The sequence below is a fragment of the Colwellia chukchiensis genome (assembly GCF_002104455.1).
GTDB classification, from domain to species: domain Bacteria; phylum Pseudomonadota; class Gammaproteobacteria; order Enterobacterales; family Alteromonadaceae; genus Cognaticolwellia; species Cognaticolwellia chukchiensis.
On sequence record NZ_NBOC01000018.1, the window covers coordinates 1 to 23,833 of the forward strand.

18 protein-coding genes and 1 other RNA gene are annotated in these 23,833 nt (G+C 43.3%); 9 read left to right on the forward strand and 10 right to left on the reverse strand.

Features of this window, described 5'->3' with window-relative positions:
• Positions 1 to 451: 451 nt before the first annotated feature.
• From gcvP to B6K83_RS15595, 7 genes are all read right to left on the reverse strand, one after another.
• On the reverse strand, positions 452 to 3,358 hold the full coding sequence (gene gcvP / locus B6K83_RS15565) for an aminomethyl-transferring glycine dehydrogenase (protein ID WP_085285793.1): 2,907 nt from the start codon (positions 3,356 to 3,358) through the stop codon (positions 452 to 454).
• Between the two features lie 194 nt (positions 3,359 to 3,552).
• Positions 3,553 to 3,942, reverse strand: a complete 390-nt coding sequence (gcvH, locus tag B6K83_RS15570) for a glycine cleavage system protein GcvH (protein WP_085285794.1) — start codon at positions 3,940 to 3,942, stop codon at positions 3,553 to 3,555.
• A gap of 154 nt (positions 3,943 to 4,096) precedes the next feature.
• Positions 4,097 to 5,185 carry a glycine cleavage system aminomethyltransferase GcvT gene (gcvT, locus tag B6K83_RS15575; RefSeq protein WP_085285795.1) on the reverse strand — a complete coding sequence of 363 codons (1,089 nt, stop codon included), beginning with the start codon at positions 5,183 to 5,185 and terminating at the stop codon, positions 4,097 to 4,099.
• Positions 5,186 to 5,547: 362 nt separating this feature from the next.
• Positions 5,548 to 6,846 (reverse strand): UbiH/UbiF/VisC/COQ6 family ubiquinone biosynthesis hydroxylase, encoded by a 1,299-nt coding sequence (locus B6K83_RS15580; RefSeq protein WP_085285796.1) that lies wholly within the window; start codon positions 6,844 to 6,846, stop codon positions 5,548 to 5,550.
• A gap of 105 nt (positions 6,847 to 6,951) precedes the next feature.
• Entirely contained in the window at positions 6,952 to 8,223 is a 1,272-nt protein-coding gene (gene ubiH, locus B6K83_RS15585) for a 2-octaprenyl-6-methoxyphenyl hydroxylase (protein WP_085285797.1), read from the reverse strand.
• A 207-nt stretch (positions 8,224 to 8,430) separates the two neighbouring features.
• Entirely contained in the window at positions 8,431 to 9,771 is a 1,341-nt protein-coding gene (gene pepP / locus B6K83_RS15590) for a Xaa-Pro aminopeptidase (protein ID WP_085285798.1), read from the reverse strand.
• An 81-nt stretch (positions 9,772 to 9,852) separates the two neighbouring features.
• Positions 9,853 to 10,521, reverse strand: a complete 669-nt coding sequence (locus B6K83_RS15595) for a UPF0149 family protein (RefSeq protein WP_233144055.1) — start codon at positions 10,519 to 10,521, stop codon at positions 9,853 to 9,855.
• A gap of 139 nt (positions 10,522 to 10,660) precedes the next feature.
• Here B6K83_RS15595 and B6K83_RS15600 point away from each other — a divergent pair, with 139 nt between their 5' ends.
• The 4 genes from B6K83_RS15600 (at position 10,661) to metK (ending at position 14,014) form a co-directional block, all read left to right on the forward strand.
• A complete protein-coding gene (locus B6K83_RS15600; RefSeq protein WP_085285799.1) occupies positions 10,661 to 10,966 on the forward strand; it encodes a cell division protein ZapA in 306 nt (101 codons plus the stop codon).
• 138 nt (positions 10,967 to 11,104) lie between these two features.
• A non-coding RNA gene (gene ssrS, locus B6K83_RS15605) (6S RNA) lies at positions 11,105 to 11,285 on the forward strand.
• A 526-nt stretch (positions 11,286 to 11,811) separates the two neighbouring features.
• The gene (gene murI / locus B6K83_RS15610) at positions 11,812 to 12,660 is read left to right on the forward strand and encodes a glutamate racemase (RefSeq protein WP_198951700.1); all 849 of its coding nucleotides are present in this window, start codon (positions 11,812 to 11,814) and stop codon (positions 12,658 to 12,660) included.
• 166 nt (positions 12,661 to 12,826) lie between these two features.
• Entirely contained in the window at positions 12,827 to 14,014 is a 1,188-nt protein-coding gene (metK, locus tag B6K83_RS15615) for a methionine adenosyltransferase (protein WP_085285800.1), read from the forward strand.
• A gap of 76 nt (positions 14,015 to 14,090) precedes the next feature.
• Here metK and B6K83_RS15620 read toward each other — a convergent pair whose 3' ends face one another.
• Together B6K83_RS15620 and B6K83_RS15625 are read right to left on the reverse strand one after the other, a co-directional pair.
• Complete coding sequence (locus B6K83_RS15620; RefSeq protein ID WP_085285801.1) at positions 14,091 to 17,216, reverse strand: efflux RND transporter permease subunit; 3,126 nt, start codon at positions 17,214 to 17,216, stop codon at positions 14,091 to 14,093.
• Between the two features lie 10 nt (positions 17,217 to 17,226).
• Positions 17,227 to 18,420, reverse strand: a complete 1,194-nt coding sequence (locus B6K83_RS15625) for an efflux RND transporter periplasmic adaptor subunit (protein ID WP_085285802.1) — start codon at positions 18,418 to 18,420, stop codon at positions 17,227 to 17,229.
• A 391-nt stretch (positions 18,421 to 18,811) separates the two neighbouring features.
• Here B6K83_RS15625 and rsmE point away from each other — a divergent pair, with 391 nt between their 5' ends.
• The 5 genes from rsmE (at position 18,812) to B6K83_RS15650 (ending at position 22,589) form a co-directional block, all read left to right on the forward strand.
• On the forward strand, positions 18,812 to 19,558 hold the full coding sequence (gene rsmE, locus B6K83_RS15630) for a 16S rRNA (uracil(1498)-N(3))-methyltransferase (RefSeq protein WP_085285803.1): 747 nt from the start codon (positions 18,812 to 18,814) through the stop codon (positions 19,556 to 19,558).
• Positions 19,559 to 19,582: 24 nt separating this feature from the next.
• Positions 19,583 to 20,536: a glutathione synthase gene (gene gshB, locus B6K83_RS15635; protein ID WP_085285804.1), complete on the forward strand. Its 954-nt coding sequence runs from the start codon at positions 19,583 to 19,585 to the stop codon at positions 20,534 to 20,536.
• Positions 20,537 to 20,601: 65 nt separating this feature from the next.
• Positions 20,602 to 21,156, forward strand: coding sequence for a YqgE/AlgH family protein (locus tag B6K83_RS15640; RefSeq protein ID WP_085285805.1), 555 nt, complete (start codon positions 20,602 to 20,604; stop codon positions 21,154 to 21,156).
• Positions 21,156 to 21,593, forward strand: coding sequence for a Holliday junction resolvase RuvX (ruvX, locus tag B6K83_RS15645; protein WP_085285806.1), 438 nt, complete (start codon positions 21,156 to 21,158; stop codon positions 21,591 to 21,593). Before B6K83_RS15640 ends, ruvX begins: the two co-directional genes overlap by 1 nt.
• A 54-nt stretch (positions 21,594 to 21,647) precedes the next feature.
• Positions 21,648 to 22,589 (forward strand): AEC family transporter, encoded by a 942-nt coding sequence (locus B6K83_RS15650; protein WP_085285807.1) that lies wholly within the window; start codon positions 21,648 to 21,650, stop codon positions 22,587 to 22,589.
• A gap of 101 nt (positions 22,590 to 22,690) precedes the next feature.
• On the opposite strand, the gene B6K83_RS15655 is transcribed toward B6K83_RS15650, so the two are convergent.
• A complete protein-coding gene (locus B6K83_RS15655) occupies positions 22,691 to 23,818 on the reverse strand; it encodes a PilT/PilU family type 4a pilus ATPase (protein WP_085285808.1) in 1,128 nt (375 codons plus the stop codon).
• Positions 23,819 to 23,833 lie beyond the last annotated feature (15 nt).

The window sequence follows — 23,833 nt, forward strand, 5'->3', positions numbered from 1 at the left end:
CTTTACTGCTTCTTCTCTGAACTCATCAGTATATTTTCTAGGTTTTCTTCTTTGGGTCATTTTCACACCTTTGTTGCTGGGTTTATTATCCTTCACAAAAGTGTGCGGTTCCATTTAATCAGATCAACACTGGAAATACTCTTCAAGAGGACATTACTGAATATGTAGGTCAATCAGTAAGAAACGACACAACATACGAAATTGGTCTTCCAGTTGTAATTAAAACAATTGAAGGTAATCAAATAACACTTAACTCCATTAAAGAATGATACTTAAAGTTTGAAAAAGTATTGAAAATATCTCTAGTTAATTATCTTAACCATCTATTCCGTGAAGCTCTGTAAATATTTAAGTTACATAAGCCTTATAAAACCCCAAAAAAATAGACAAACCGAAGTTTGTCTATTTTTTAATACATTGTCTGAATTTTAAATATTCAGGCACACAACCACTAATCCTGATAAACAGAAAGCGGTGGGCAGCTACAAATTAAGTTACGGTCGCCGTATACGTCATCAATACGGTTTACCGTTGGCCAGAATTTGTTTGCCGCTGCCGCTGGCACTGGGAATACAGCTTCTTGGATGCTGTATGCGCGATCCCAAGGTGCGGTTATGTCTGCCATAGTGTGTGGTGCGTTGTGCAATGGGTTGTCATCACTTGGCCATTCGCCAGACTCAACTTTACGCACTTCATCGCGAATACTCACCATAGCTTCAATGAAGCGGTCAAGCTCAACTTTTGATTCAGACTCAGTTGGCTCTATCATGAAGGTACCCGCAACCGGGAACGACATAGTTGGCGCGTGGAAGCCATAATCGTTCAAGCGCTTGGCTATATCAACTTCAGTAATGCCTGACGAGGCTTTTAGCGGTCGCAAGTCAACAATACATTCATGTGCTACGCGGCCATTTTTACCGGCGTATAAAATGGGGTAGTGTTGGCTAAGCTTTTTCGCTAAGTAGTTGGCATTGGTAATGGCGTATTTACTGGCATCGGTTACCCCTTTTCTGCCCAGTAAGGCAATATAAAGGTATGAAATACATAAAATACCGGCGCTGCCATAAGGGGCAGCAGATACCGCACCGTTGCCTTGCGTGCTTTCGCTCACGTTGACTAAGGCATGATCGGGTAAAAATGGTGCTAAATGCGCTTTTACGCCGATAGGGCCCATACCCGGTCCACCACCACCGTGTGGTATCGCAAAGGTTTTATGTAGGTTAAGGTGTGAAACGTCAGCACCAATATAGCCTGGTGAGGTTAAACCTACTTGCGCGTTCATGTTGGCACCGTCTAGGTAAACTTGACCACCATGCTGATGAATAATATTGCATATTTCTGCAATGGTAGTTTCGTAAACACCGTGTGTTGACGGGTATGTGATCATGATGCACGACAGGTTGTCGGCTAACTCACTTGCTTTGCTGCGCAAGTCGTCCATGTCAACGTTACCTTCTTTATCACAATCAACTACCACCACTTTCATGCCAACCATCATGGCTGAGGCTGGGTTTGTGCCGTGCGCTGAAGCTGGAATTAAGCAAATATTACGATGACCATCACCACGGCTTTCGTGGTATTTGTGAATGGCGATCAAGCCTGCGTATTCACCTTGTGCGCCTGAGTTAGGTTGCATAGAAATATTATCGTAACCGGTTAGCTCAATTAAGGCTTCACCTAACTCGTCGATCATTTGTTTGTAACCTTGGGCTTGGTCAACCGGAGCAAACGGATGCATGTTGGCAAACTCAGGCCATGATACTGGGATCATTTGCGCGGTTGCGTTGAGCTTCATGGTACATGAACCCAAAGAGATCATTGAGTGGTTTAATGCTAAATCTTTGTTTTCTAACTTTTTGATATAACGTAGCATCTCAGTTTCACTGTGATACGAGTTAAATACTGGGTGCGTTAAAATGTCAGATTCGCGCACTAATGACGCTGGAATAGAGCTACTACCTAATACACGTAATTCCGCGTCAAGTAGTTCTATGTCTAGGTTGTGATCTTCACCAAATAAGATGTCAAATAAGGTGATAAGTTTAGCGCGGTTAGTGGTTTCGTCCACTGAGATGCTAATTTGATTTTCAACATCGGTACGAAAGTTAACGCCTTTGGCTAATGCACGCGCAACAATTTCTGCTTTTTTCTCGCTAGAAAGATTAAAGGTTACTGTGTCAAAAAACTGTCCGTGTAACGGTGTTAAACCTTTAAAGTTAGCGGCATGAGCTAAAATGTCAGCAAAACGATGAATACGCTCAGCTATGACTTTTAAGCCTTTAGGGCCATGATAAACAGCGTAAAATGATGCCATATTGGCTAACAATACTTGTGCAGTACAAATGTTTGAGTTGGCTTTTTCGCGACGAATATGTTGCTCGCGTGTTTGCATAGCCATGCGCAGTGCTGGGTTATCACGGGTATCTTTTGAAACACCTATAATACGCCCTGGTAAAGAGCGCTTGTATTTTTCAGAGGTTGTGAAAAACGCGGCGTGTGGGCCACCGTAGCCCATAGGCACACCAAAACGCTGGCTTGAGCCAATAACGGCATCTGCGCCTAATTCACCCGGTGCTTTTAGTAACACTAAGCTCATGATGTCGGCGGCAACGGCAACTATGCCTTTTTTCTCATGCACTTTAGCAATTAAATGCTCAATATCGCGTACTTCACCTGTAGCGCTTGGGTATTGCAATAAGGCGCCAAATACATCGTGCTCTACCACGTCATCGGCTGGTGCGATCACAATGTCAAAACCGAACATTTCTGCGCGCTGCTTAACTACGTCAATGGTTTGTGGATAAACATCACTTGAGATAAAAAATAAGTTTGATTTTTTATTTTTAGAAACGCGCTTTGCCAATGCCATGGCTTCTGCCGCCGCGGTACCTTCATCAAGTAATGACGCTGACGCTAGCTCTAAACCGGTAAGGTCGATACACATTTGTTGAAAGTTTAACAAGGCTTCTAATCGGCCTTGGGCAATTTCTGGTTGATAAGGGGTATACGCGGTGTACCAGCCGGGATTTTCTAGTACGTTACGCAAAATAACGTTCGGCGTTAAGGTGCCGTAATAGCCTAAACCAATATAGCTGTCGTTAACTTGGTTTAAACTGGCCACTGCGCGTAAGTCAGCTAAGGCTTGTACTTCGGTTTTGCTTTCTTCAATGGCCGGTAAGTTGGCTAAACGAATATCGCTTGGCACAATTTCATCAACTAAGGCGTCAACTGATTCAACACCAAGCTCTTGCAGCATGGCTTGCGTTTGTGCTTCATTTGGACCAATGTGACGACGAATAAAATCTTGTCTTTGCTCTAAATCAGCTAAAGATAAAGAGTCATTATATGGAGTAGTCATAAAACAGCTTCACTATAAAGTAGGTTGTATTTAAAAAATAAAGCCTCAAACTGTCATGAGTTTAAGGCTTAAAAGGTTTTAGCTAGGTCAAGCTTGCGCTAGCAAAGTTGTTAAGCACAGTGCCATTACCTTTGATAAATAAGTAAAGGCCGCCCGCATAACCGAGTAAACTAGGCTTTATTGACAGGCTAAAACTAGTCTTCGTCAATCGAGTTGGCGTAGCCTTCAGCGTCTAGCAAGCTTTCTAACTCACCTTCGTCTTCAATTTTTAACTTGAATAACCAACCGTCACCAAATGCGTCTGAGTTAACTAACTCAGGTGTGTCTTCAAGCTCTTCATTTATTTCAACCACTTCGCCAGTTACTGGCGCGTAGATGTCTGATGCTGCTTTTACTGATTCAGCTACGGCAACGTCGTCACCTGTACTTACCGCGTCACCCACTTCTGGTAGCTCAACAAATACCATGTCACCTAATAGGTTTTGTGCATGCTCGGTAATACCAACGGTAACAACACCGTTACCTTCGTTACGTACCCATTCATGAGATGTTGCATATTTTAATTCTGAAGGAATATTGCTCATTTTATTGTTCCTGATCTTAAATTTAAAATTTTGTTGTAAGCTACTTTAGTACAAGATATGACTTGCGCCAGTTAGCTGATACTATAGCTTAATTTTTCAGCATTTTTAAACTCGTTTATCTGCGCTTAAAAACACTGGGTTGATATAAAGGTTGTTAAAAAATCTTTTTACCGTTGCGCACGAAACCAGGCTTAACCACTTGTACTTTCACTAGCTTTTTACGCATTTCAACTTCAATGGTACTACCAACTGCCACGCTGCGCGGTACCCGTGCTAAGGCAATACTGTGACCTAATGTTGGCGAGAACGTACCTGAAGTAATAATGCCTTCACCGTCAGCGCTGATCACCTTAAGGCCAGCGCGTAATACGCCTTTTTCTTCGAGCACTAAACCTACCAGTTTAGGTTGATCGCCAGCGGCGCGTTGTGCGGCTAATGTTTGTCGGCCAATAAAGTTACGATCTTCTGGCTCCCAGCTAATGGTCCAAGCCATGTTTGCCGCTAACGGTGATACGCTTTCGTCCATGTCTAAACCATACAAGTTCATGCCGGCTTCTAAACGTAAAGTGTCTCGGGCACCTAAACCACAAGGTTTTACACCCACATCAAGCAATTGTTGCCACAACTCTGCCGCTTGTTCGGCCGGTAAAGCAATTTCGTAACCGTCTTCACCGGTATAACCTGTGGTGGCAATAAATAAGTCGTCGGCTTGGACCGCAAAAAATGGTTTCATGCCTTCAATAGCGGCATTTTGTTCAGCGGTTAACAACGTAGCCACTTTGGCTTTTGCTTGTGGGCCTTGTATGGCGATCATGGCAAATTCTGGGCGCTCAGTGATGGTCACCGTATAGTTTGCCGCTTGTGCATTTATCCACGCTAAATCTTTTTCACGGGTTGCTGAGTTTACCACTAGGCGATATGCAGTGTCTGAGAAGAAATACACGATCAAGTCATCAATAATACCGCCTTGCTCGTTACACATGCCGGTATAAAGTGCTTTACCTGCAACATCAAGCTTGTTGACATCGTTGGTCACTAAGCGCTGTAAAAATGCTTTCGCGTCTGCACCGTTAATATCAACAATGGTCATGTGTGAAACATCAAACATACCAGCGTCGGTGCGCACCGCGTGATGCTCTTCAATTTGCGAGCCGTAGTTGATCGGCATGTCCCAGCCGTAAAAATCAACCATTTTTGCGCCCGCTTCGATATGCTTGGCATGTAATACTGTTTTATTTGTCATCGTAGGTTTCACTCACGTTAGTTGCTTTATCTTGATTTTTCAGTGCCTAAACGCCGCACGTTTACTAAACCTAGATTAAAGCCGGAAGATTTACAAAAAGTGGCCAAGATTATAGCCCTGAGTTACTGTTGATTCAACAAATAAGAACGTGATATTAAAATATAAAACCATGAATTTAAATCATTCGAAATTAAATTTTCAAAACCACCATGTTTAAAAATTTAATTCATTGACCGCATAAATATTCAGCCAAGCGCAAACTTAAATTTTATCGCCGCTGCTAACAATTTTTTTTAACACTAAAACTCTCGCCAATCACTTGCTATTACTTGACTACTTGGTCAATTAAAATCTAGGTATGATCACAACTTTGGCGTTTGCTGCGCAATGGGCGTCTGGGCAAGTTGAGGTAGCTCGCCTTTGTGGCCTAAAGCTTGGTTGATCAGCAACGATTTAGCAGGTTTAGTGTGGTTAAGTAACGACATGGCCGCACCGCGTAGTAACTTAAAGGCGCTTTGCTGCGGGCTAAAGGCTTGTTTAATACCTTCCATAGCCGCAATCATGGTCATGGCTTCACTTTTACGCCACCGAGCAAATTGCTGTAGTGCTTTTTCGCTGTACCAAGCGTTGTCATCAATAGCGCCATTAGCTTGTGCGCTCGAAAATTGCTCACTTAAGGTTTGTGCTAATGCGGCGGCATCGAGCAGCCCTAAATTTACTCCCTGACCCGCTAACGGGTGAATAGTATGAGCAGCATCACCAATTAATGCCATGCGTCCTTGCACAAATTCTTGGGCAAAACGCATGGTTAACGGGTAGCTAAAACGCTCGCTTGCTAATGTTATAGCGCCCAGTTTACCGTCACTGGCGGCGGTGAGTTCTTTGGCAAATTCGGTTGCCGATAAAGCCATCAACCGATTGGCATCTTCAGGGCTAGTTGACCAAACAATAGAGCATAAATCAGCTTGATATAGCGGTAATAGTGCAAGTGGTCCGGTTGCTAGAAACACTTGCCAAGCCGTATTTTGGTGACCTTGTTGGCATTGCACTGTCGCCACTATGGCGTGGTGATCATAATCTCTAAATGTTAACGGCACTTGCAGGTGTTGACGAAGCCAAGAATTTGCACCGTCTGCCCCCACCACCAGTTTGGCGATAATAGGCATGGCGGGTTTGCTGGTAGTGCCATCATGTTCAAAGCTGGCAAAAACTTCGTTTTCACTGGCACTAACTTGCTGTAACTTATGTTCGGTAAAAAATACTATGCCACTATCTTGTTCGGCTTTATGCCATAAGGCATTGCGCACCACTTTATTTTCAATAATAAAACCCAGTTGCTCCGGCGCATGACTGGCATGACGTTGATGAACATCTTCTACTGAAAAGTCCAGTTGACCATAACCGGCTTTGTCCCAAACATGCATGTCATGATAAGGCTGCGCGCGCATGGCTAAAATGTCTTGCCAAACGCCAAGCTGAGTAAATATTTGCTCGCTAGTGGCGTTTATGGCACTTACCCGCACCTCTGGCTCGTCAGATAACGATGTAACGGCCATATTATCGACAATGGCAATGGTTAGCTCGCTTTGCTGACGAAGTGCCAATGCCAGCGTTAAGCCCACCGTGCCAGCACCGACAATTAATAGATCAAATTTTTGCATTATCTTTCACATTTATTATTAATGTTAATCGCAAGCCTTGGTGATACTTGCAACTTAGCATTATTGAAAACAGATAGCTTAAAGCTAAGCGCTTAAAACTGCCCACTAATAACCCATGGTTTTCTTAACCAGCGCATTTTTTAGCACAGGTAAGTAGTTTAAAACTTTTAAGCCAATATTTCGCCCCACCACTAAGGGCGGCAGCTGATTTGAAAACAAGGTCACTAGCGAGTCGGTTAAGGTGATCACTTGTTGCTGATCTTGCTGACGCTGCTGAGCATAGTGCATTAAATGTTTGAATGCACCAATGTCTTGCTGTTGCACAAGCGCCTGTTTTATTAGCGCTGTCATGGCGCTAACATCGCGCAATCCTAGGTTAAAACCTTGCCCAGCAATCGGGTGAATGGTATGAGAGGCATTACCAATTAAGGCCATTCGATGAAACACTTGCTCATGCGCTTGCACTAATTTAAGTGGATACACCACGCGTTGACCAACATGCTTGATATTACCCAGCCAGTAACCAAACGCTTGGCTAAGTTGCTGAGCAAAGTCATGATCATTAAGTTGCTGCATTTGCTCGGCTTGAGTTGGCGTTAAGGTCCACACTAATGAGCAATGCCCTGCCCCTTGCGGCACTTTTTGTTTTTGCCCAGCGCTACTTACCGCCGGCAGTGGCAACATGGCAATGGGGCCGGTATCGGTAAAGCGTTCATAGGCAATATTGCCATGGTGCTTTTCGGTAACCACGTTAGCAATTAATGCCGATTGTTGATAGTCACGGCTGCTGGTGGCAATGTTAGCGAACTTTCGACACACAGATTGTGCGCCATCACAGGCCAATAATAGTGCTGCCGATAATTGCTGGCCTGAAGTTAACCTGATGTTAACTTGCTCGCTTTGCCACTGAATATCAGCAATGGTGTCTGGGCTAAACCAACTAATATTTTGTTTTGCTGCGAGCGCGGTTAACATGGCGGCACCAATACCCGACATTTGCGCGACATAGCCAAGCGCCTCAACCTGATGCTGCTTGGCATATAATCGGGCTTTGCCGTAATGACCCCGATCGGAAATATGAATGTTGTTGATCGGCTCAGCGTAGTCCGCTAAATATTGCCACGCCCCTACCTCAGCTAAATAGGCAGCACTGCCATGAGACAAGGCTAGCACACGCTCATCAAAACTGCCTGACGACTCACTAAGCACAGGGTTAGCTTCTATGATGGCAATATTTAAGGAAGTGTTTTGCGGGTTCACTAAGTTTGCCAAACTCAGCGCCATTAACGCGCCTGATAAGCCGCCACCAGAAATAATGACATCAAAATGCCTAGCGCCTGTGTCACGCGGTGTTGCATGTTTTGTGCTATTCGTCATGTTTAACCTTAGTTACTCGCCGTTATGCCACTTCGCTACTTAGCTATTTATGTCGCTTTATTTTTAAACGCGCTTGGTTAGCTGGTTGCTAAAGTGGCTTGGGGCACATTAGCAAAAGCTTATCTTGTTATTACCGCGTGCACTTTGTTTTTAATCAAGTATTAACTTTGCTGCCTATGCATGTTGTCTGTGCCAACTGGCTAGCGTTTAGCGCGCCATTAAGGCTTCAATTTCATTGATGGTTTTTGGCGCATTGACGGTGAGATTTTCATAGCCGTTAGCGGTGATCAAAATATTGTCTTCGATACGCACGCCAATACCGCGCCACTTTTCATCAACACTAGTATCACTTTTAGCAATGTAAATACCTGGCTCGATAGTCAATACCATACCGGGGGCAAAAGCCCGCATTTGCTGGCGACTTTCATTAACCTGATAATCACCAACATCATGCACATCAAGCCCTAACCAATGCCCTAAGCCATGAATAAAGTATTTTTTGCAGGCATTTTGCGCCACTAACTCGTTTAAATCGCCGTTCAGTATGCCTAGCTCGTACAAACCACGGGTCAAAAACTCACCAACGATGCAGTTCAGCTCAGCAAACGTTTGTCCTGGCATGGTGGCAGCTATGGCCAAGTTTTGACTATCGAGCACCAGTTGATAAATAGCCGCTTGCGGCTCGCTAAACTTACCGTTGATTGGGAACGTGCGCGTAATATCGGCAGCATAACCGGCAAGCTCGCCGCCGGCATCAATAAGCAGTAGCTCACCATCATTTAACACGTCGTCATTGTCGGTATAATGCAAAATATTGGCGTTGTCGCCACCGGCGACAATAGAGCCATAAGCAGCTTGTCTGGCGCCATTGATGGCAAACTCGTGTAACAGCTCAGCTTCAATTTGATATTCAAACTTACCTGCTTGGCATTGCTGCATTGCGCGCTGATGTGCAGCGCCGCTAATGATATTCACTTTGCGTATAATATCGAGTTCGGCTGCTGATTTATGCAAACGCATTTCGTTAAGCAGGTCACTACAATCAATTAAGCTGCTTGGCGCTTTAACACCAGTGCGGGCCGACTTTCTAATTTCAGCTAACCAATTTAGTACTCGTTGTTGAAAGTCATTAGCCGTGGGTTGAGCAATTAAAACCGCACTTTTATTCGCTAATAACGCGACTAGCTGTTGGTCAATGTCCGCTAAGCTATAACAATCGTCAAACTTATACTCAGTTACCGCGCGTTGTTGGCCTATGCGTCGCCCATGCCAAACTTCTTGTAGTTGATCTTTTTCGCGGGAAAATAAAATACTGCGTGCTGCTGCGCTGTCATCGGTTTTTACTAACGCAAGTATTGCATCGGGCTCATTAAAACCCGTTAAATAATAAAATTGTTTGTTTTGACAAAACGGATATTCGGTGTCGTTACTGCGCGTAACTTCATTACCAGCAGCAATGAGCGCTATACTATTATTTGGCATTTGCCCAATAAAGTGTGCGCGACGCTGACAAAACTCAGCAACAGGTAATAAGGTATTTTTTAACATTGTTAGCCGCTTATATTTTAATGGTAAAGGAATATATGAGGGTGTAGCGAAAAGCTTGATACTTTAGGCTAATGCCCCTTGTTAATGTAGGGTTGCCTCACCGTCTTGTGGTTTTGGTGGCGTACCTAACTCGGTAAAACACAGTAATGCGGAAATGCGCACGTATTCGGCAATTTCAAAGTAGGCTTGCTCTGTGTCTTCGCTTTCATCCATATCATCAGATAAATTGGCGATTTCGCCAAAGTCTGCCAACACCTCTTTAACGTCATCGGAAAAAGCCGTGTTTTTTGTTTGTTGTAAACCAAAACCTAAATTAAAGCCTTGCACCCATTTACCTAACGCATGGGCACGTTCAACTATGCTATCGTCGTCATCAGGGAGTAATAATTGAAAGCTATAGGACTCATCAAGAATTTGCTGCCAAATATCACTGTACGCGTCTTTGACAATACTTTTTACCGCCACCGGTAACCCTTCAGCATTGTTTAATAGGTCGTTGATCATGGCGAGGTAATCGCTACTTTCAAACTCAAAACCAGCCGCAATTAAGCCGGTCAATACGCCGTGAATTTCAGCGGCATGTGCCTCAACCCCTGCACTGGTTAAAATTGCTTGTACTGAGGGAAAGTCTAAGGTGTTGCTGTCAGCCATAAAAAATATAAAATCAATCAGGGGAATATTGCCGGCTATCTTAACATTGGCACTGACACGATTCCAGAAAAAACCATAGAGATCACTTGCATAGTGCAACTCGCACCGTTATAGTTCCTCTTTATGGGGTACTAAGTTTTGCTGTTCATAACTTTTCTTGGTATTACAAGCCAGTAGCGTAATATTTTCAGTGAATAACGACAAAATATTACCGTAATGTATTGAGAATTATCGCGTCATGAGCCAACACACAGTAACAATCAATGTTGCCAACAAACGATTAAAGATCGCTTGTCCTTCGGGCCATGAGTCGGCGCTATTGCAGGCGGCAGACGAGATCAATAAACGCTTAAACCAAGTTGCCAAGCAAAGCCAAGCGGCAAAAACCCCTGAGCAAGCGTTAGTGATGATGGCATTAAACCTTGCCAATGACCTCATTCAAACTCGCGCTGAAAGTGAGCAAGAGCGCGAAAAAATGCAAAGCAAAATCGAATTATTACAAGCCACCATAGAGCAAGCCCTTAAGCCAAGTAAAAGCGCATAGTTATTTTTTTATTATTCAACTCTTTTTGCTTCGCCCTTATTTGCTGAAAGAAACTTCAATTCGCTCAAGCATTAAGCAATCAGGTCTAACAAGTGATAAAAGGCTTATAACCCCTGACGATTTTAGCTATAATGGCTTCGACTTCTGGGGTGTTTGTATGCGAACTATGTCCCTGAGCCGATAAGTTTTACCTAAGGATGTTGATTGTTAGCTATTGAGCAAGCCCGGCTCGTATCGGGAAGCCTACGGTTAGTATGATATATCCGCCCTGAACACCCGGTGTTCAGGACTATGTGAGCTGCGGCACCTTGGAAGTCACTCATTTTTTATATCCCTGACAAACTTGTCACTGTTTCGAACTTTTCCCGACACTCGTTAATAACGCCATGATATATCCGCGCATCGCTAGCAACACACCCGGTGTTCAGGACTATGTGAGCTGCAACAGCTTGGAAGTCACTCATTTTTTATATCCCTGACAAACTTGTCACTGTTTCGAACTTTTCCCGACACTCGTTAATAACGCCATGATATATCCGCGCATCGCTAGCAACACACCCGGTGTTCAGGACTATGTGAGCTGCAACACCTTGGAAGTCACTCATTTTTTATATCCCTGACAAACTTGTCACTGTTTCGAACTTTTCCCGACACTCGTTAATAACGCCATGATAGCAGCGATATATCAGCGCAAATTTGAAAAAGTAGAGCTAATTTGGCAGTTAGCAAAATGCCTGGTGTTCTTCGTTATCTGTCTTGAAATAAAGATTGCGCTAGATATCATTTAGCAGTTGATAATATAATTACCGATAGTCATTTAAACTCTTGTAAGTTGCTTCGCTTTAATGTCAACGAATACGCCAAATCAAAGTCTCGCCTTAAACGCTGCTGTTTCAGCTCAAAACCCAAACCAGGCGCCCATTGCCATACTTGACTCTGGTGTTGGCGGCTTATCGATTGCTCAATGTATAAAACAACAACTGCCATATGAAAATTTACTTTATGTGGCTGATACCTTATACGCCCCGTATGGTGATAAGTCAGCAGCTTTTATTCAGCAACGGCTAAACGAAATTGCCCAGTGGTGTATTACCCGTGATGCCAAAGCGTTGGTTGTCGCCTGCAATACGGCAACCGTCAATGCTATCGACCAACTGCGCCAACAAGTTAGCCTTCCCGTTATTGGTGTTGAGCCGGCAATAAAACCGGCCACCAAAATAAGTAAAAATAACAAAGTGGCGATTTTAGTCACCAAAGCAACGGCGGCAAATCAACGATTTTTAAATTTAGTAGCGCAGTATCGCGATAGCTGTCAGGTGAGCATTCAGCCATGCCCTGGCCTAGTCGAATTGATTGAGCAAAATAAGCAAGATACTGCTGAGTGTCGGGCACTGTTATCTGGTTATTTGCGACCATTAATGGCTGCTGGCGTTGACACCTTAGTGCTGGGTTGCACTCATTATCCGTTAATAATGTCTCTGATCAAAGAAGTATGTGGTAATGAGCTTAATATCATGGAGACCGCTCGCCCTGTTACCGCGCAATTACAACGTCAACTGACACATTATCAACTGTTAAACGATAGTAACAAGCTAGGTACTAGTCGCTTTTATAGCTCTAAGTTTAATAAGGAGCAACAGGCATTGTTTAACCATATTTTGCCAGAGCCAGTGCAATTACATTCCTTCCCGTAATCGAAAACAGGTTTCACGCTTAACTACAATTTTAAATGATCTAGCTCAAGCCTAGAGACGTTTAGCCATCTAGGCGTAAATAATTCTAGGAAAAATTTAACTAAACGGTTAGAATGTCGCTATTAAAAACAACTGTTGTTTTTTCAATTAATTTTACAGAGGGTTTATGTCTACACACCTTTTTACTTCTGAGTCAGTATCAGAAGGACATCCAGATAAAATTGCCGATCAAATTTCTGATGCGGTTTTAGATGCGATTATCGCCCAAGATAAACATGCACGCGTTGCCTGCGAGACTATGGTAAAAACGGGTGTTGCCATTATTTCCGGTGAAGTTACCACAACCGCATGGGTCGACCTAGAAAAAATTACCCGTGACGTTATTTCTGAGATAGGTTATACATCGTCAGATGTGGGTTTTGACGGCGAAACTTGTGGCATTATGAATTTAATTGGCCAACAATCACCGGAGATTGCCCAAGGTGTTGATAGATCCAAGCCTGAAGAGCAAGGTGCAGGTGATCAAGGTTTGATGTTTGGCTATGCCACCAATGAAACTGAAACGCTAATGCCAGCCCCGCTTTATTACTCACACCGCTTAGTAGAGCGCCAAGCTGAAGCGCGTAAGTCTGGAGTTTTACCTTGGTTACGTCCCGATGCCAAAAGCCAAGTGACTTTCATTTATGAAGATAACAAGCCAGTTGCCATTGACACTGTGGTGTTATCTACGCAACACAACCCTGATATTAAGCAAGATGACCTACACAACGCGGTGATGGAAAACATAATCAAGCATGTCTTGCCTGAAGAATTATTGACTAAAGATACTAAGTATCATATCAATCCAACCGGTCGTTTTGTTATTGGTGGTCCGGTGGGTGATTGTGGTTTAACGGGCCGAAAAATTATTGTTGATACCTATGGCGGCATGGCACGTCATGGTGGTGGTGCGTTCTCAGGTAAAGATCCATCAAAAGTTGATCGCAGCGCCGCATACGCTGGGCGTTATGTAGCAAAAAATATTGTCGCTGCAGGCCTTGCTGATCGTTGTGAAATTCAAGTCTCCTACGCAATAGGAGTTGCAGAGCCTACCTCAATTTCCATTGATACCTTTGGTACAGGTAAAGTCTCTGAGCAGCGCTTAGTTGAATTGGTGCGTGAGCATTTTGACTTACGCCCATATGGCATTACCAAAATGTTAGACTTACTACACCCTATGTATAAACAAACGGCCGCTTATGGTCACTTTGGTCGCGAGCCATTTGAAATGACCATAGGTGATGACACCTTTACCGCTTTTAGTTGGGAAAAAACCGACAAAGCAGAGGCATTACGCTTGTCCGCTGGCATTTAATATCTCGACAAAAAACCGCTCAATGAGCGGTTTTTTTTATTGCTGGTTTTAGTTTTTCAGCTTTATGAGCTATGAGTTATAGCTTATCCTGTTCTGCCACCACTGTGGTTTTGCCGTATTCACGCATTCGCTGCACCATCATATAAAAATACGGTACGAATAAGGTGCCAAAAATGGTTGCTGAAATCATTCCGGCCAGTACAGTAACCCCTAATGAAATACGACTGCCCGCACCAGCGCCTGATGCTAATACCAAGGGCAGCACTCCTAATATAAATGACAGTGCCGTCATTAACACCGCACGAAAGCGCATGCGCGCTGCACTTAGTGCTGCTTCGTTAATACTTAAGCCCGCGCTACGCTGGCTCATGGCAAATTCAACAATTAAGATTGCGGTTTTAGTGGCCAGACCAATTAATAGTATGAGCCCTACTTGTGCATAGATATTATTGCTCATTCCCAGTAGATATAACGCCAACATTGCCCCAAATACCGCTAAAGGCACTGCGGCAATCACGGCAAACGGTATGGTCCAACTTTCGTATTGCGCTACTAAAAACAAATACACAAACACGATCGCCAAGGCAAAAAGTATTGGTGCTAAATTGCCTGCTTCTAACTCTTGTTTGGACTGTCCCGACCACTCAAAAACATAGCCTTGCGGTAAATTAGCGGCCAATTCTTCCATCGCAGCAATGGCTTGCCCTGACGAAAAGCCCGGTGCTGCTTGGCCACTTATTGATGCACTTCGATACAAGTTAAAGTGACTTATAGTGGTAGGTCCTAAAATTGGCTTAAGCGTTGCTAACGTCGTTAACGCCACCATTTCCCCCTTATTATTGCGCACATAATAATGCCGCAGGTCGGTGGGATCTTTACGAAACGAGGCTTCCGCTTGCAGTGTCACTTTATAAGTGCGACCAAACTGACTAAAGTCATTAACATACATAGAGCCCAGCTGCGCTTGTAAAGTGGCAAAAATATCAGATAAAGCCACCCCTTGCGCTTTTGCTTTATTTCTATCTACTTCAAGAAAGTACTGCGGCACATTAGCGCGATAGGTGCTAAACACTCGGCTTAATTCTGACCGTTGATTCGCATCATAAATCAATCCATTCATAACCTGCGCTAAATTCGCAGGACTGCGCCCTTCACTGTCTTGTAATTTAAATTCAAAACCTGAGCTTGTCCCTAACCCTGGAATGGCGGGTGGATTAAACAACATAATTTGTGCATCAGGTATGGTCCACAATTGCGCCATTAAACGTGAAATAACCGCATTTAACTTAAACGCGGGATCAGAGCGATGCTCCCAATCTTTTAAAATGATGATACCTAGGGCATTGTTAGAGCCTGGACCACCAATTAATGACACGCCTGAGACAGTAACAAGATCGGTTACCGCTGCATCTTGCTTGATAATAGGAGTAATTTTTGCCAATAAGGCTTGGGTGCGATTACTCGAGGCGGCATCTGGCAACTGGATATCAAGAAAAATAAAACCTTGATCTTCTTCTGGTACAAAGGCGGTCGGAACTTCTTTTGCTAACCAAGCCGTGGCAGCAAACATGATGATAACTAAGCTACCTATGCGCAATGAACGCTTTAAAAGCCAATTAACAGCGCCCGTATATTGCGTTGTGCTTCGTCCTAACAAACGCTCAAAGGGGAGCAACCAAGAAACAGGCTTTAATTTTTCTGCACTTAATAACACCGCACATAACGCTGGGCTTAAGGTTAAGGCAGTGATTGAAGATATAAGCACGGCAAATGAAATGGTAACCGAAAACTGCTTATACAGCTCACCCGTTATGCCTGGCATAAAGGCCACAGGCACAAACACCGCCATTAACACTAAAGTGGTAGCAATAATTGGAGCGGTGACTTGCGCCATAGCTTTAGTTACCGCGGCTTTTATCGCTAAACCTTCTTCTTTAAGGATACGTTCAACATTTTCAATGACAATAATAGCGTCATCAACCACTATACCTATCGCCAATACCAAGCCAAATAAAGTGATGGTATTAATCGAGTAACCCATTATTTGCATAAAAGCAAAAGTGCCAATTAATGACACCGGAATGGCAATCGCCGGAATAATAGTTGCGCGCCAGTTTTGCAGAAATAAAAACACCACTAAAATAACCAAGGCAACCGCTTGGTAAAGCGTAACTTTAACTTCGTCAATAGAACGGATGATAAATTCTGTAGTGTCATAGGGTATGGCATATTTTAAGCCATCGGGAAAACGCGTGGCGAGTTCAGCAATCGCAATTTTTACTTGTTCTGCCACTTGCGTCGCATTTGCGCCTGGCAACTGATAAATCACTATAAACGCGGTTTCATTACCATTTAAATGTGCTTGCACGCCATAGTTTTCAGAGCCTAGCTCTAACCGAGCAATTTCTGATAGACGGATAAAGTTGCCGTCTGAGTCTGCGCGAATAATAGTTTGGCCAAACTCGGCCGCTGACTTTAAGCGTCCTTGTGCTTGAATGGCGTACTCAAATTGTTGATTGGGTAATGACGGGCTCGCCCCAAGTTTACCAGCAGCGACAATTAAGTTTTGCTCTCGCAGTGCTTGTCTTACCTCTGTGACGGTAATACCTAACGATGTCATGCGATCTGGGTTTAGCCAGGCGCGCATACTGTAATTCATATTGCCCATGACACTGGCAGCCGCCACGCCTGGAATACGCCCTAATGGCTCGGTCAAATAGTTAGTTGCATAATTACTGAGAAATAATTGATCAATATTGTCTTGCTCTGAAAACAAGGTGATGGCCATCAACATTGCACTAGATTTTTTCTTAACACTTACCCCAATCTGCATCACCTCACTGGGTAAAGAGTTCTGTGCTAAAGCGACACGGTTTTGCACATTCACTTGCGCAATATCGTCATCAATACCCACTTTAAAAAATACCGTAATGGTGGCACTGCCATTATTTGACGCACTTGACTCAATATACAGCATGTCTTCCACGCCATTGATCTGCTCTTCAAGCGGTCGAATAACTGACTCTTCAACCACTTGCGCACTGGCGCCTGGATAAACCGCGGTAATTTCAACTTGCGGTGGGGTAATTTGTGGGTACATGTTTACCGGCAGTAACATCATGGCAATTAAGCCGGCTAAACTAAGCAGTATGGCGATAACAAATGCCAGTTTGGGGCGATTAATAAATACCTTGCTGATCATAACTTGCCCCTTACTGTGCTGGCTGGTCGGTTATTACACCTGTTAGGGGATCTACCTGTTTATTAACTGGCGTCACCACTATACCGTTACGCACTTTTTGCAAGCCTTCAATAATCACACGCTCGCCTGCTTTTAGCCCTGACTCAACCGCCCACATGGCATTAATACGTCGGCCTAAGGTAACAATACGTTGTACAACTTTGTTATCACTATCAACCACTAATACAAATTTACCTTGCTGGTTTTCTTGCACCGCGGCTTGCGGTATTAACGCCATATCCGATTTCGCTTTGGTTTCAACAATTAAGGTAACAAAAAGCCCAGGTAAAATGATTGCATCAGGGTTAGCAAACTCTGCTCTTAACTCGACATTGCCCATGCCTTGCTCAATTTTAGTATCGGCAAAAAATATCTTGCCTGCTTGTGGGTACATAGTATTGTTGGGCAGTCTTAAGCGGATATCAAAAAGATCATCCGCGTCAGTTTGGTTATTGCGTTTGTTCTGCAAATAAGTAATAAAATTACTTTCTTCAAAGCCAAAGCTAACATAGATAGGATCGGTTGCGGTTAACACAGCTAACGCCCCCGTTTGTGGGCCAACAATATTGCCAACGCCATAGTTGGCTTGGCCTATATGCCCAGAAAATGGCGCTTTTATAGTGGTATAACTTAAGTTGAGCTCTGCTTGCGCTAATGCCGCTTTTGCAACGTTAACGGCGGCTTTTGCTTGTGCGTCTTTAGTAATTAACCTGTCTAAATCAGACTGAGAAATATAGCCCTGTTTAGCCACATCTCTGCCACGTTTCAGGTCGCGTGCAGCTCCCTGAGCACCCGCTATTTTGCTGGCTAAATCTGCTTTTGCCGACGCTAATGCGCTAATATAGGCTGTTGGGTCAATTTTAAATAATACTTGTCCTTGCGAAACAACTGAGCCTTCTTTAAATGACTGTGCAATAAGTTCGCCTTCAACGCGTGCAATTAGTTGCGCTGTTCTTGATGCCATAGTACGCGCGACAAACTCTCGATATTGTCCTATTTTTTCGATATTAACCTGATAGGTAGACACAGCAGGTGGCGGTGCTGTGTGTGAGCTCGACTGTTTATCACCGCAAGCTGACAATAAACATAAAACACTAAGTAGTACACACTTTGTGACTAGCCGAATGGAAGACAACGTAAATTTATTTTGCAGTTGAATAAGCATCAACTAACTCCTTTATTATAAATAGTTAATCTCGGCTAGCACAGGTTAACCCATTCGAGATTTTTGAGGTGGGGTATAGTACAGCAGGCTTTAATTAATACCGTAAATATTTGTAACGTCAACGATATAGCATAAACGCTTAGCGCTTTATGTGCATCTACTGCCATGTCCCATATAAAAAATATAGTATTGGCTTCGCCATTTAGATATGTCGTGACAAAATAAAAATTATATTTTTGCTAAACAATTGAATTTACTATCTGTTGCCCTTACTTACAGGCTATATTGACATTGTAGTGGGTTTTCTCTTTAGTTACGCATTTTGTGCAGCTAAGCAAGCAATTAAGCCCGTGTGAGTTACAACCATTGACCAGTAATTTTGGAAGTTTTTATGCGCAATCCTCGTATTTACCAAGCTGAGCCCTTTGTTGTCGGGCAAAAGCAGACACTAGATGAAGATGCCTTTGGCCACGCTGTACGAGTGTTACGCCTTAAAAATCAAGATGAAATCACGCTATTTAATGGCATTGCCGAGCCGCAAGGGTATTTTGAGTATCATGCTACACTTTGTAATGTCAGTAAAAAAAGTGCTGACGTTGAGATAATCAGCAAACGTATGGTTGACAATGAGTCACCGCTAAATATTCATTTAGGCCAAGGTATTTCGCGTGGTGAACGTATGGATTTTACCCTACAAAAATCAGTTGAATTAGGGGTAAATACCATCACACCTATTTTTACCGAGCGATGTGGCGTAAAACTCAGTGGCGAGCGATTGGCAAAGAAGCATCAGCAATGGCAAAAAATTGTCATTAGTGCCTGTGAGCAAAGTGGTCGCTGTGTGGTTCCTAACGTTGCAACACCTATGACGTTAAGCGACTGGCTACAACAACAAAGCTCGGCATTAAAGCTAAACTTACACCCTAGGGCACAGCACTCAATAATGAGTTTACCTATTGAAAATCAGCGTGTGCGGCTACTTATTGGGCCAGAAGGCGGATTAAGTGCTGATGAAATTGCCCTTGCTAGTGACGCTGGCTTTCACAATGTTTTACTTGGTCCGCGAGTACTCAGAACAGAAACCGCCGCCCTTACTGCCATCACGGCATTACAGTGTCGCTACGGCGACTTAATTTAATATCTAGATAATTTAGGAAATAACATGAGCATAAAAATTGGCGTTGTCATGGACCCTATTACCGAAGTCAAAGTAAAAAAAGACTCGTCAATGGCAATGATGTTAGAGGCACAAGCACGAGGCTATGAAATTTATTATATGGAGATGCAAGATCTCTATCTAGAGCAAGGGGTTTGTCGCGCAACAACAGCCAAAATTACGGTCTATGATAACAGCGAACACTGGTATGATCTTGGCGCCAAAGAAGACATTAATGTAGCTGACTTAGATGCGGTATTAATGCGTAAAGATCCGCCTTTTGATACCGAATATATTTATGCCACTTACATGTTAGAGCGGGCAGAATTAGCCGGCACCTTAATTGTTAATAAACCACAAAGTTTACGCGATTGTAATGAAAAATTATTTACCGCTTGGTTTCCTGAGTTAACCGCGAAAACACTGGTAACACGCAACAATGAAAAAATCAGAGCATTTCATAAAGAAAACAAAGATGTCATCATTAAACCCTTAGATGGTATGGGCGGCTCGTCAATCTTTCGCATTGGCGAAAATGACCCTAATGTTGGTGTGATCTTGGAAACTTTAACTGCACATGCAACACAATATGCTATGGTTCAAGAGTATATGCCTGAAATTATTGACGGTGACAAACGCATTTTAATTGTCAACGGCGAGCCAATGCCATATTGCTTAGCGCGCATTCCTGCGCAAGGTGAAACACGCGGTAACTTGGCTGCAGGTGGTCGTGGTGAAGCGCGACCATTAAGTGCCAGCGATAAACTGATTGCGGAAACAATCGCACCCGAATTGAAAAAACGCGGCTTATTCTTTGTTGGTTTAGATGTTATTGGTGATAAGGTCACCGAGATCAATGTCACCAGCCCTACTTGTATTCGAGAAATAGAAGCCGCATATCCCATTAATATCAGCGGTAAATTAATGGATGCGATTGAACAAAACATTCGCCAACGCTAACGCATAAAATTAGCGCTAAAGCCCGCTGACTTTAGCGCACTGTTTTTGATGATAGAGGTATATTTATGGATAGTTTTGAAAATCAACTCTTGATTGCTATGCCTAGTTTAGACGACTCTTATTTTAATAAAACCGTGACCTATATTTGCGAGCATAATGCTGAAGGGGCGATGGGATTAATTATTAATTTACCCATTAATGTCACTGTCAATGAGCTGTTATTGCAAATTGATGAAGCAAAAGCAGACATTCCAGAGCTATCGCAACAAGTGCTTACCGGCGGTCCAGTGTCACAAGATCGTGGCTTTGTTTTACACAGCACGCAAGCGGGCTGGAACAGCTCTTTAGCATTAAATGACCATGTTATGATCACCACCTCTAAAGATATTTTAATGGCACTTGGTACTGAAGACGCACCTGAAAAATATATGGTTACACTCGGCTATGCGGGTTGGGGCCCCGGCCAATTAGAAGAAGAAATTAAAGCCAACTCTTGGTTACTCACACCCGCTGATGACGACATCGTTTTTAATACGCCTATCGAGCAACGATGGAAGAAAGCCACAGAAAAGTTAGGCATTGATGTAGCACGCTTATCTAGTGAAGTGGGTCATGCATAATGGCAAGTAAAACCGCGATTGGTCAGCGGACACTGCTAGGTTTCGACTTTGGTAAGAAGCACATTGGTGTTGCGATTGGACAAGAGTTAACAGGCTTGGCTTCGCCATTAGGTACCATCACCGCCCGTGATGGCATTCCCGACTGGGTTAGCATGACAAAGTATATTAAAGAATGGCAACCTGACTTTGTGGTGGTGGGATTGCCACTCAATATGGACGGCAGTGAACAACAACTGACCCTAGATGCGAAAAAGTTTGGTAACCGTGTAGCCGGTCGCTTTGGCCTAAAAGTGGAGTTTCAGGATGAACGTTTAACCACAGCGACGGCAAAAGAAGACTTATTTGCGCAAGGTGGCTATCGTAACTTAAAAAAAGATCATATTGATGCTACTTCAGCAAAATTAATTTTAGAAAGTTACTTTGAAAACCAAGAGTAGACTCGTGCCCCATACTCTTAACACTGAGCAACGCTTTTTATTTAAGAGAACATAATGGCGATTATTGCGCTTATTAGCCCATTAATTATTGTCGGTGCTATTGGTTACTTCCTCACGCGAACCAATTGGTTTACCAAAGCTCAAATTGACACCTTAACTAAGTTCACGTTTAATATTGCGATACCCGCTTTTTTATTTCAACAATTAGCCAGTGCCGATCTTAGTAGCATTAATGTTAATATTTATAGCGCCTTTTACCTGCCTGTATTAATGATTTATGCGCTTGCTTGGTTAATAAATTATTATCTCCACCATTACTTACAGCAAGACTTACCTGCTTCGGCAGTTTATGCGCTCGGCGCCAGTTATTCTAATAACGTGATTGTGGGTATGCCGGTTGCCATTATGTTTTTAGGTGAGCAAGTGATACCCACTATTTTTCTAGTGGTGAGTTTGCACAGCGTGATGTTATTCGGCTTAACCAGTATTCTCGCGGTAAACCTTCGCGAATTTAACTGGCGCTTATTACTCAAGCAAACACTTTTTAATCCCTTACTTATTGCTATCAGCGGCGGCTTTTTAGTTAATTTACTTGGTCTCTCGCTACCTAACATCGCCAATGACAGCCTATTATTGTTAGGTAAGCCTGCGATTACGTTGGCACTTTTTTTATTGGGTGCATCTTTGGCGTTTTATAAGATCCGCAGCGAAGTTAAATTTATCATTAGTGCCTGCGCGCTAAAGCTGTTATTGCTACCCAGTGCTGTTTTCGCTTTCAGTCACCTAGTTTTACAATTGCCATTGCTCACCACCGCGACCTTAGTCATTTTAAGTGCTAGTCCTACTGGGGTTAATGCTTATTTGATCGCTAAGCAACAAGCGCGACATCAAGAGACCATAGCCGGTACTGTTGTGGTCACCACGCTGATGTCTATTATTACGCTGCCGCTTTGGTTATGGTGTTTAACTGAGTTCTTCGCGCTTGGTAGTGCTTAACAAACCTCACAGTTTAACGAGTGCGTTGCGAAAAGGTATAGCCTTGTCAATACATCAATACCAGCACCATGATGGCACTGGTATTGATGAATAGGTGCAGCTTATTCATCTTTGGGCTCTAAGCCATCAATTGTTACACCTGATAATGAGCCAGTGCCCCCCTGATCATTACTGCGTAATTTTATCATTAAGCGTAAATCATTTGGAGAGTCAGCATGATGTAAGGCATCTGCATAGTTAATTAAGCCATGCTGATAAAGATCAAACAACGCTCGGTCAAACGTTTGCATACCTTGATCGGTTGACTTTTCCATCACTTCTTTAATACTGCCAACATCACCCTTCTTAATTAATTCAGCAATATATGGCGAATTCAGTAAAATTTCGATGGCGGCCACTCGACCATTGCCGTCACGAGTTGGGATCAACTGCTGGGCAACAATACCGCGTAAGTTTAAGGCTAAATCAAACAATAATTTGCCATGCTGCTCCGCTGGCACTAAATGCATAATACGATCAATGGCTTGGTTAGCGTTATTGGCATGTAAAGTTGCAATACACAAGTGCCCGGTTTCTGCAAAACTTAACGCATGCTCCATGGTTTCTTGGTTTCGAATTTCACCGATTAAAATTACATCTGGTGCCTGACGTAACGAGCTTTTTAATGCTGCATCAAAGCTTTCAGTATCAAGCCCAACTTCACGCTGCGTTACCATACTTTTACCATGTTCGTGCACAAACTCGACGGGATCTTCTATGGTCAGGATATGGCCGCGTGAATTTTTATTGCGATAGCCGATAAGCGCCGCCATTGACGTTGACTTACCTGTACCTGTACCACCAACAAACAGCACTAAACCACGTTTAGACATCACCACATCTTTTAAAACCGACGGTAAGCCAAGATCATCAGCTTCGGGTATTTCCGTGACAATGCGACGAATAACCATACCCGCCATATCGCGCTGCCAAAAGGCAGAAACACGAAATCGACCTATGCCCTCAATTGAAATAGCAAAATTACATTCTTTATCTTGGTCAAACTCCTGTTTTTGCTTTTCGTTCATCGCATCATGCACCAAACTAAGTGCTTGCGCTGGCGATAATATGTCGTCATCAATCGCCACTAATTCACCGTTAATTTTTGCACTAACGGCTAACTTAGCGGTGACAAACATATCCGATGCTTGATGCTTTACCATTTTTTCTAATAAATTATGAAAATTCATTGTGTTACCTTTTCT

Bases quoted from the DNA above. Each gene is read 5' to 3' on its own strand.
- gcvP (WP_085285793.1), bottom strand. From the start codon at position 3,358: ATGACTACTCCATATAATGACTCTTTATCTTTAGCTGATTTAGAGCAA.
- rsmE (WP_085285803.1), top strand. From the start codon at position 18,812: ATGCGCAATCCTCGTATTTACCAAGCTGAGCCCTTTGTTGTCGGGCAA.
- murI (WP_198951700.1), top strand. From the start codon at position 11,812: ATGTCAACGAATACGCCAAATCAAAGTCTCGCCTTAAACGCTGCTGTT.
- ruvX (WP_085285806.1), top strand. From the start codon at position 21,156: ATGGCAAGTAAAACCGCGATTGGTCAGCGGACACTGCTAGGTTTCGAC.
- metK (WP_085285800.1), top strand. From the start codon at position 12,827: ATGTCTACACACCTTTTTACTTCTGAGTCAGTATCAGAAGGACATCCA.
- B6K83_RS15620 (WP_085285801.1), bottom strand. From the start codon at position 17,216: ATGATCAGCAAGGTATTTATTAATCGCCCCAAACTGGCATTTGTTATC.
- gcvT (WP_085285795.1), bottom strand. From the start codon at position 5,185: ATGACAAATAAAACAGTATTACATGCCAAGCATATCGAAGCGGGCGCA.
- gshB (WP_085285804.1), top strand. From the start codon at position 19,583: ATGAGCATAAAAATTGGCGTTGTCATGGACCCTATTACCGAAGTCAAA.
- ubiH (WP_085285797.1), bottom strand. From the start codon at position 8,223: ATGACGAATAGCACAAAACATGCAACACCGCGTGACACAGGCGCTAGG.
- gcvH (WP_085285794.1), bottom strand. From the start codon at position 3,942: ATGAGCAATATTCCTTCAGAATTAAAATATGCAACATCTCATGAATGG.
- B6K83_RS15655 (WP_085285808.1), bottom strand. From the start codon at position 23,818: ATGAATTTTCATAATTTATTAGAAAAAATGGTAAAGCATCAAGCATCG.
- B6K83_RS15650 (WP_085285807.1), top strand. From the start codon at position 21,648: ATGGCGATTATTGCGCTTATTAGCCCATTAATTATTGTCGGTGCTATT.
- B6K83_RS15580 (WP_085285796.1), bottom strand. From the start codon at position 6,846: ATGCAAAAATTTGATCTATTAATTGTCGGTGCTGGCACGGTGGGCTTA.
- pepP (WP_085285798.1), bottom strand. From the start codon at position 9,771: ATGTTAAAAAATACCTTATTACCTGTTGCTGAGTTTTGTCAGCGTCGC.
- B6K83_RS15640 (WP_085285805.1), top strand. From the start codon at position 20,602: ATGGATAGTTTTGAAAATCAACTCTTGATTGCTATGCCTAGTTTAGAC.
- B6K83_RS15625 (WP_085285802.1), bottom strand. From the start codon at position 18,420: ATGCTTATTCAACTGCAAAATAAATTTACGTTGTCTTCCATTCGGCTA.
- B6K83_RS15600 (WP_085285799.1), top strand. From the start codon at position 10,661: ATGAGCCAACACACAGTAACAATCAATGTTGCCAACAAACGATTAAAG.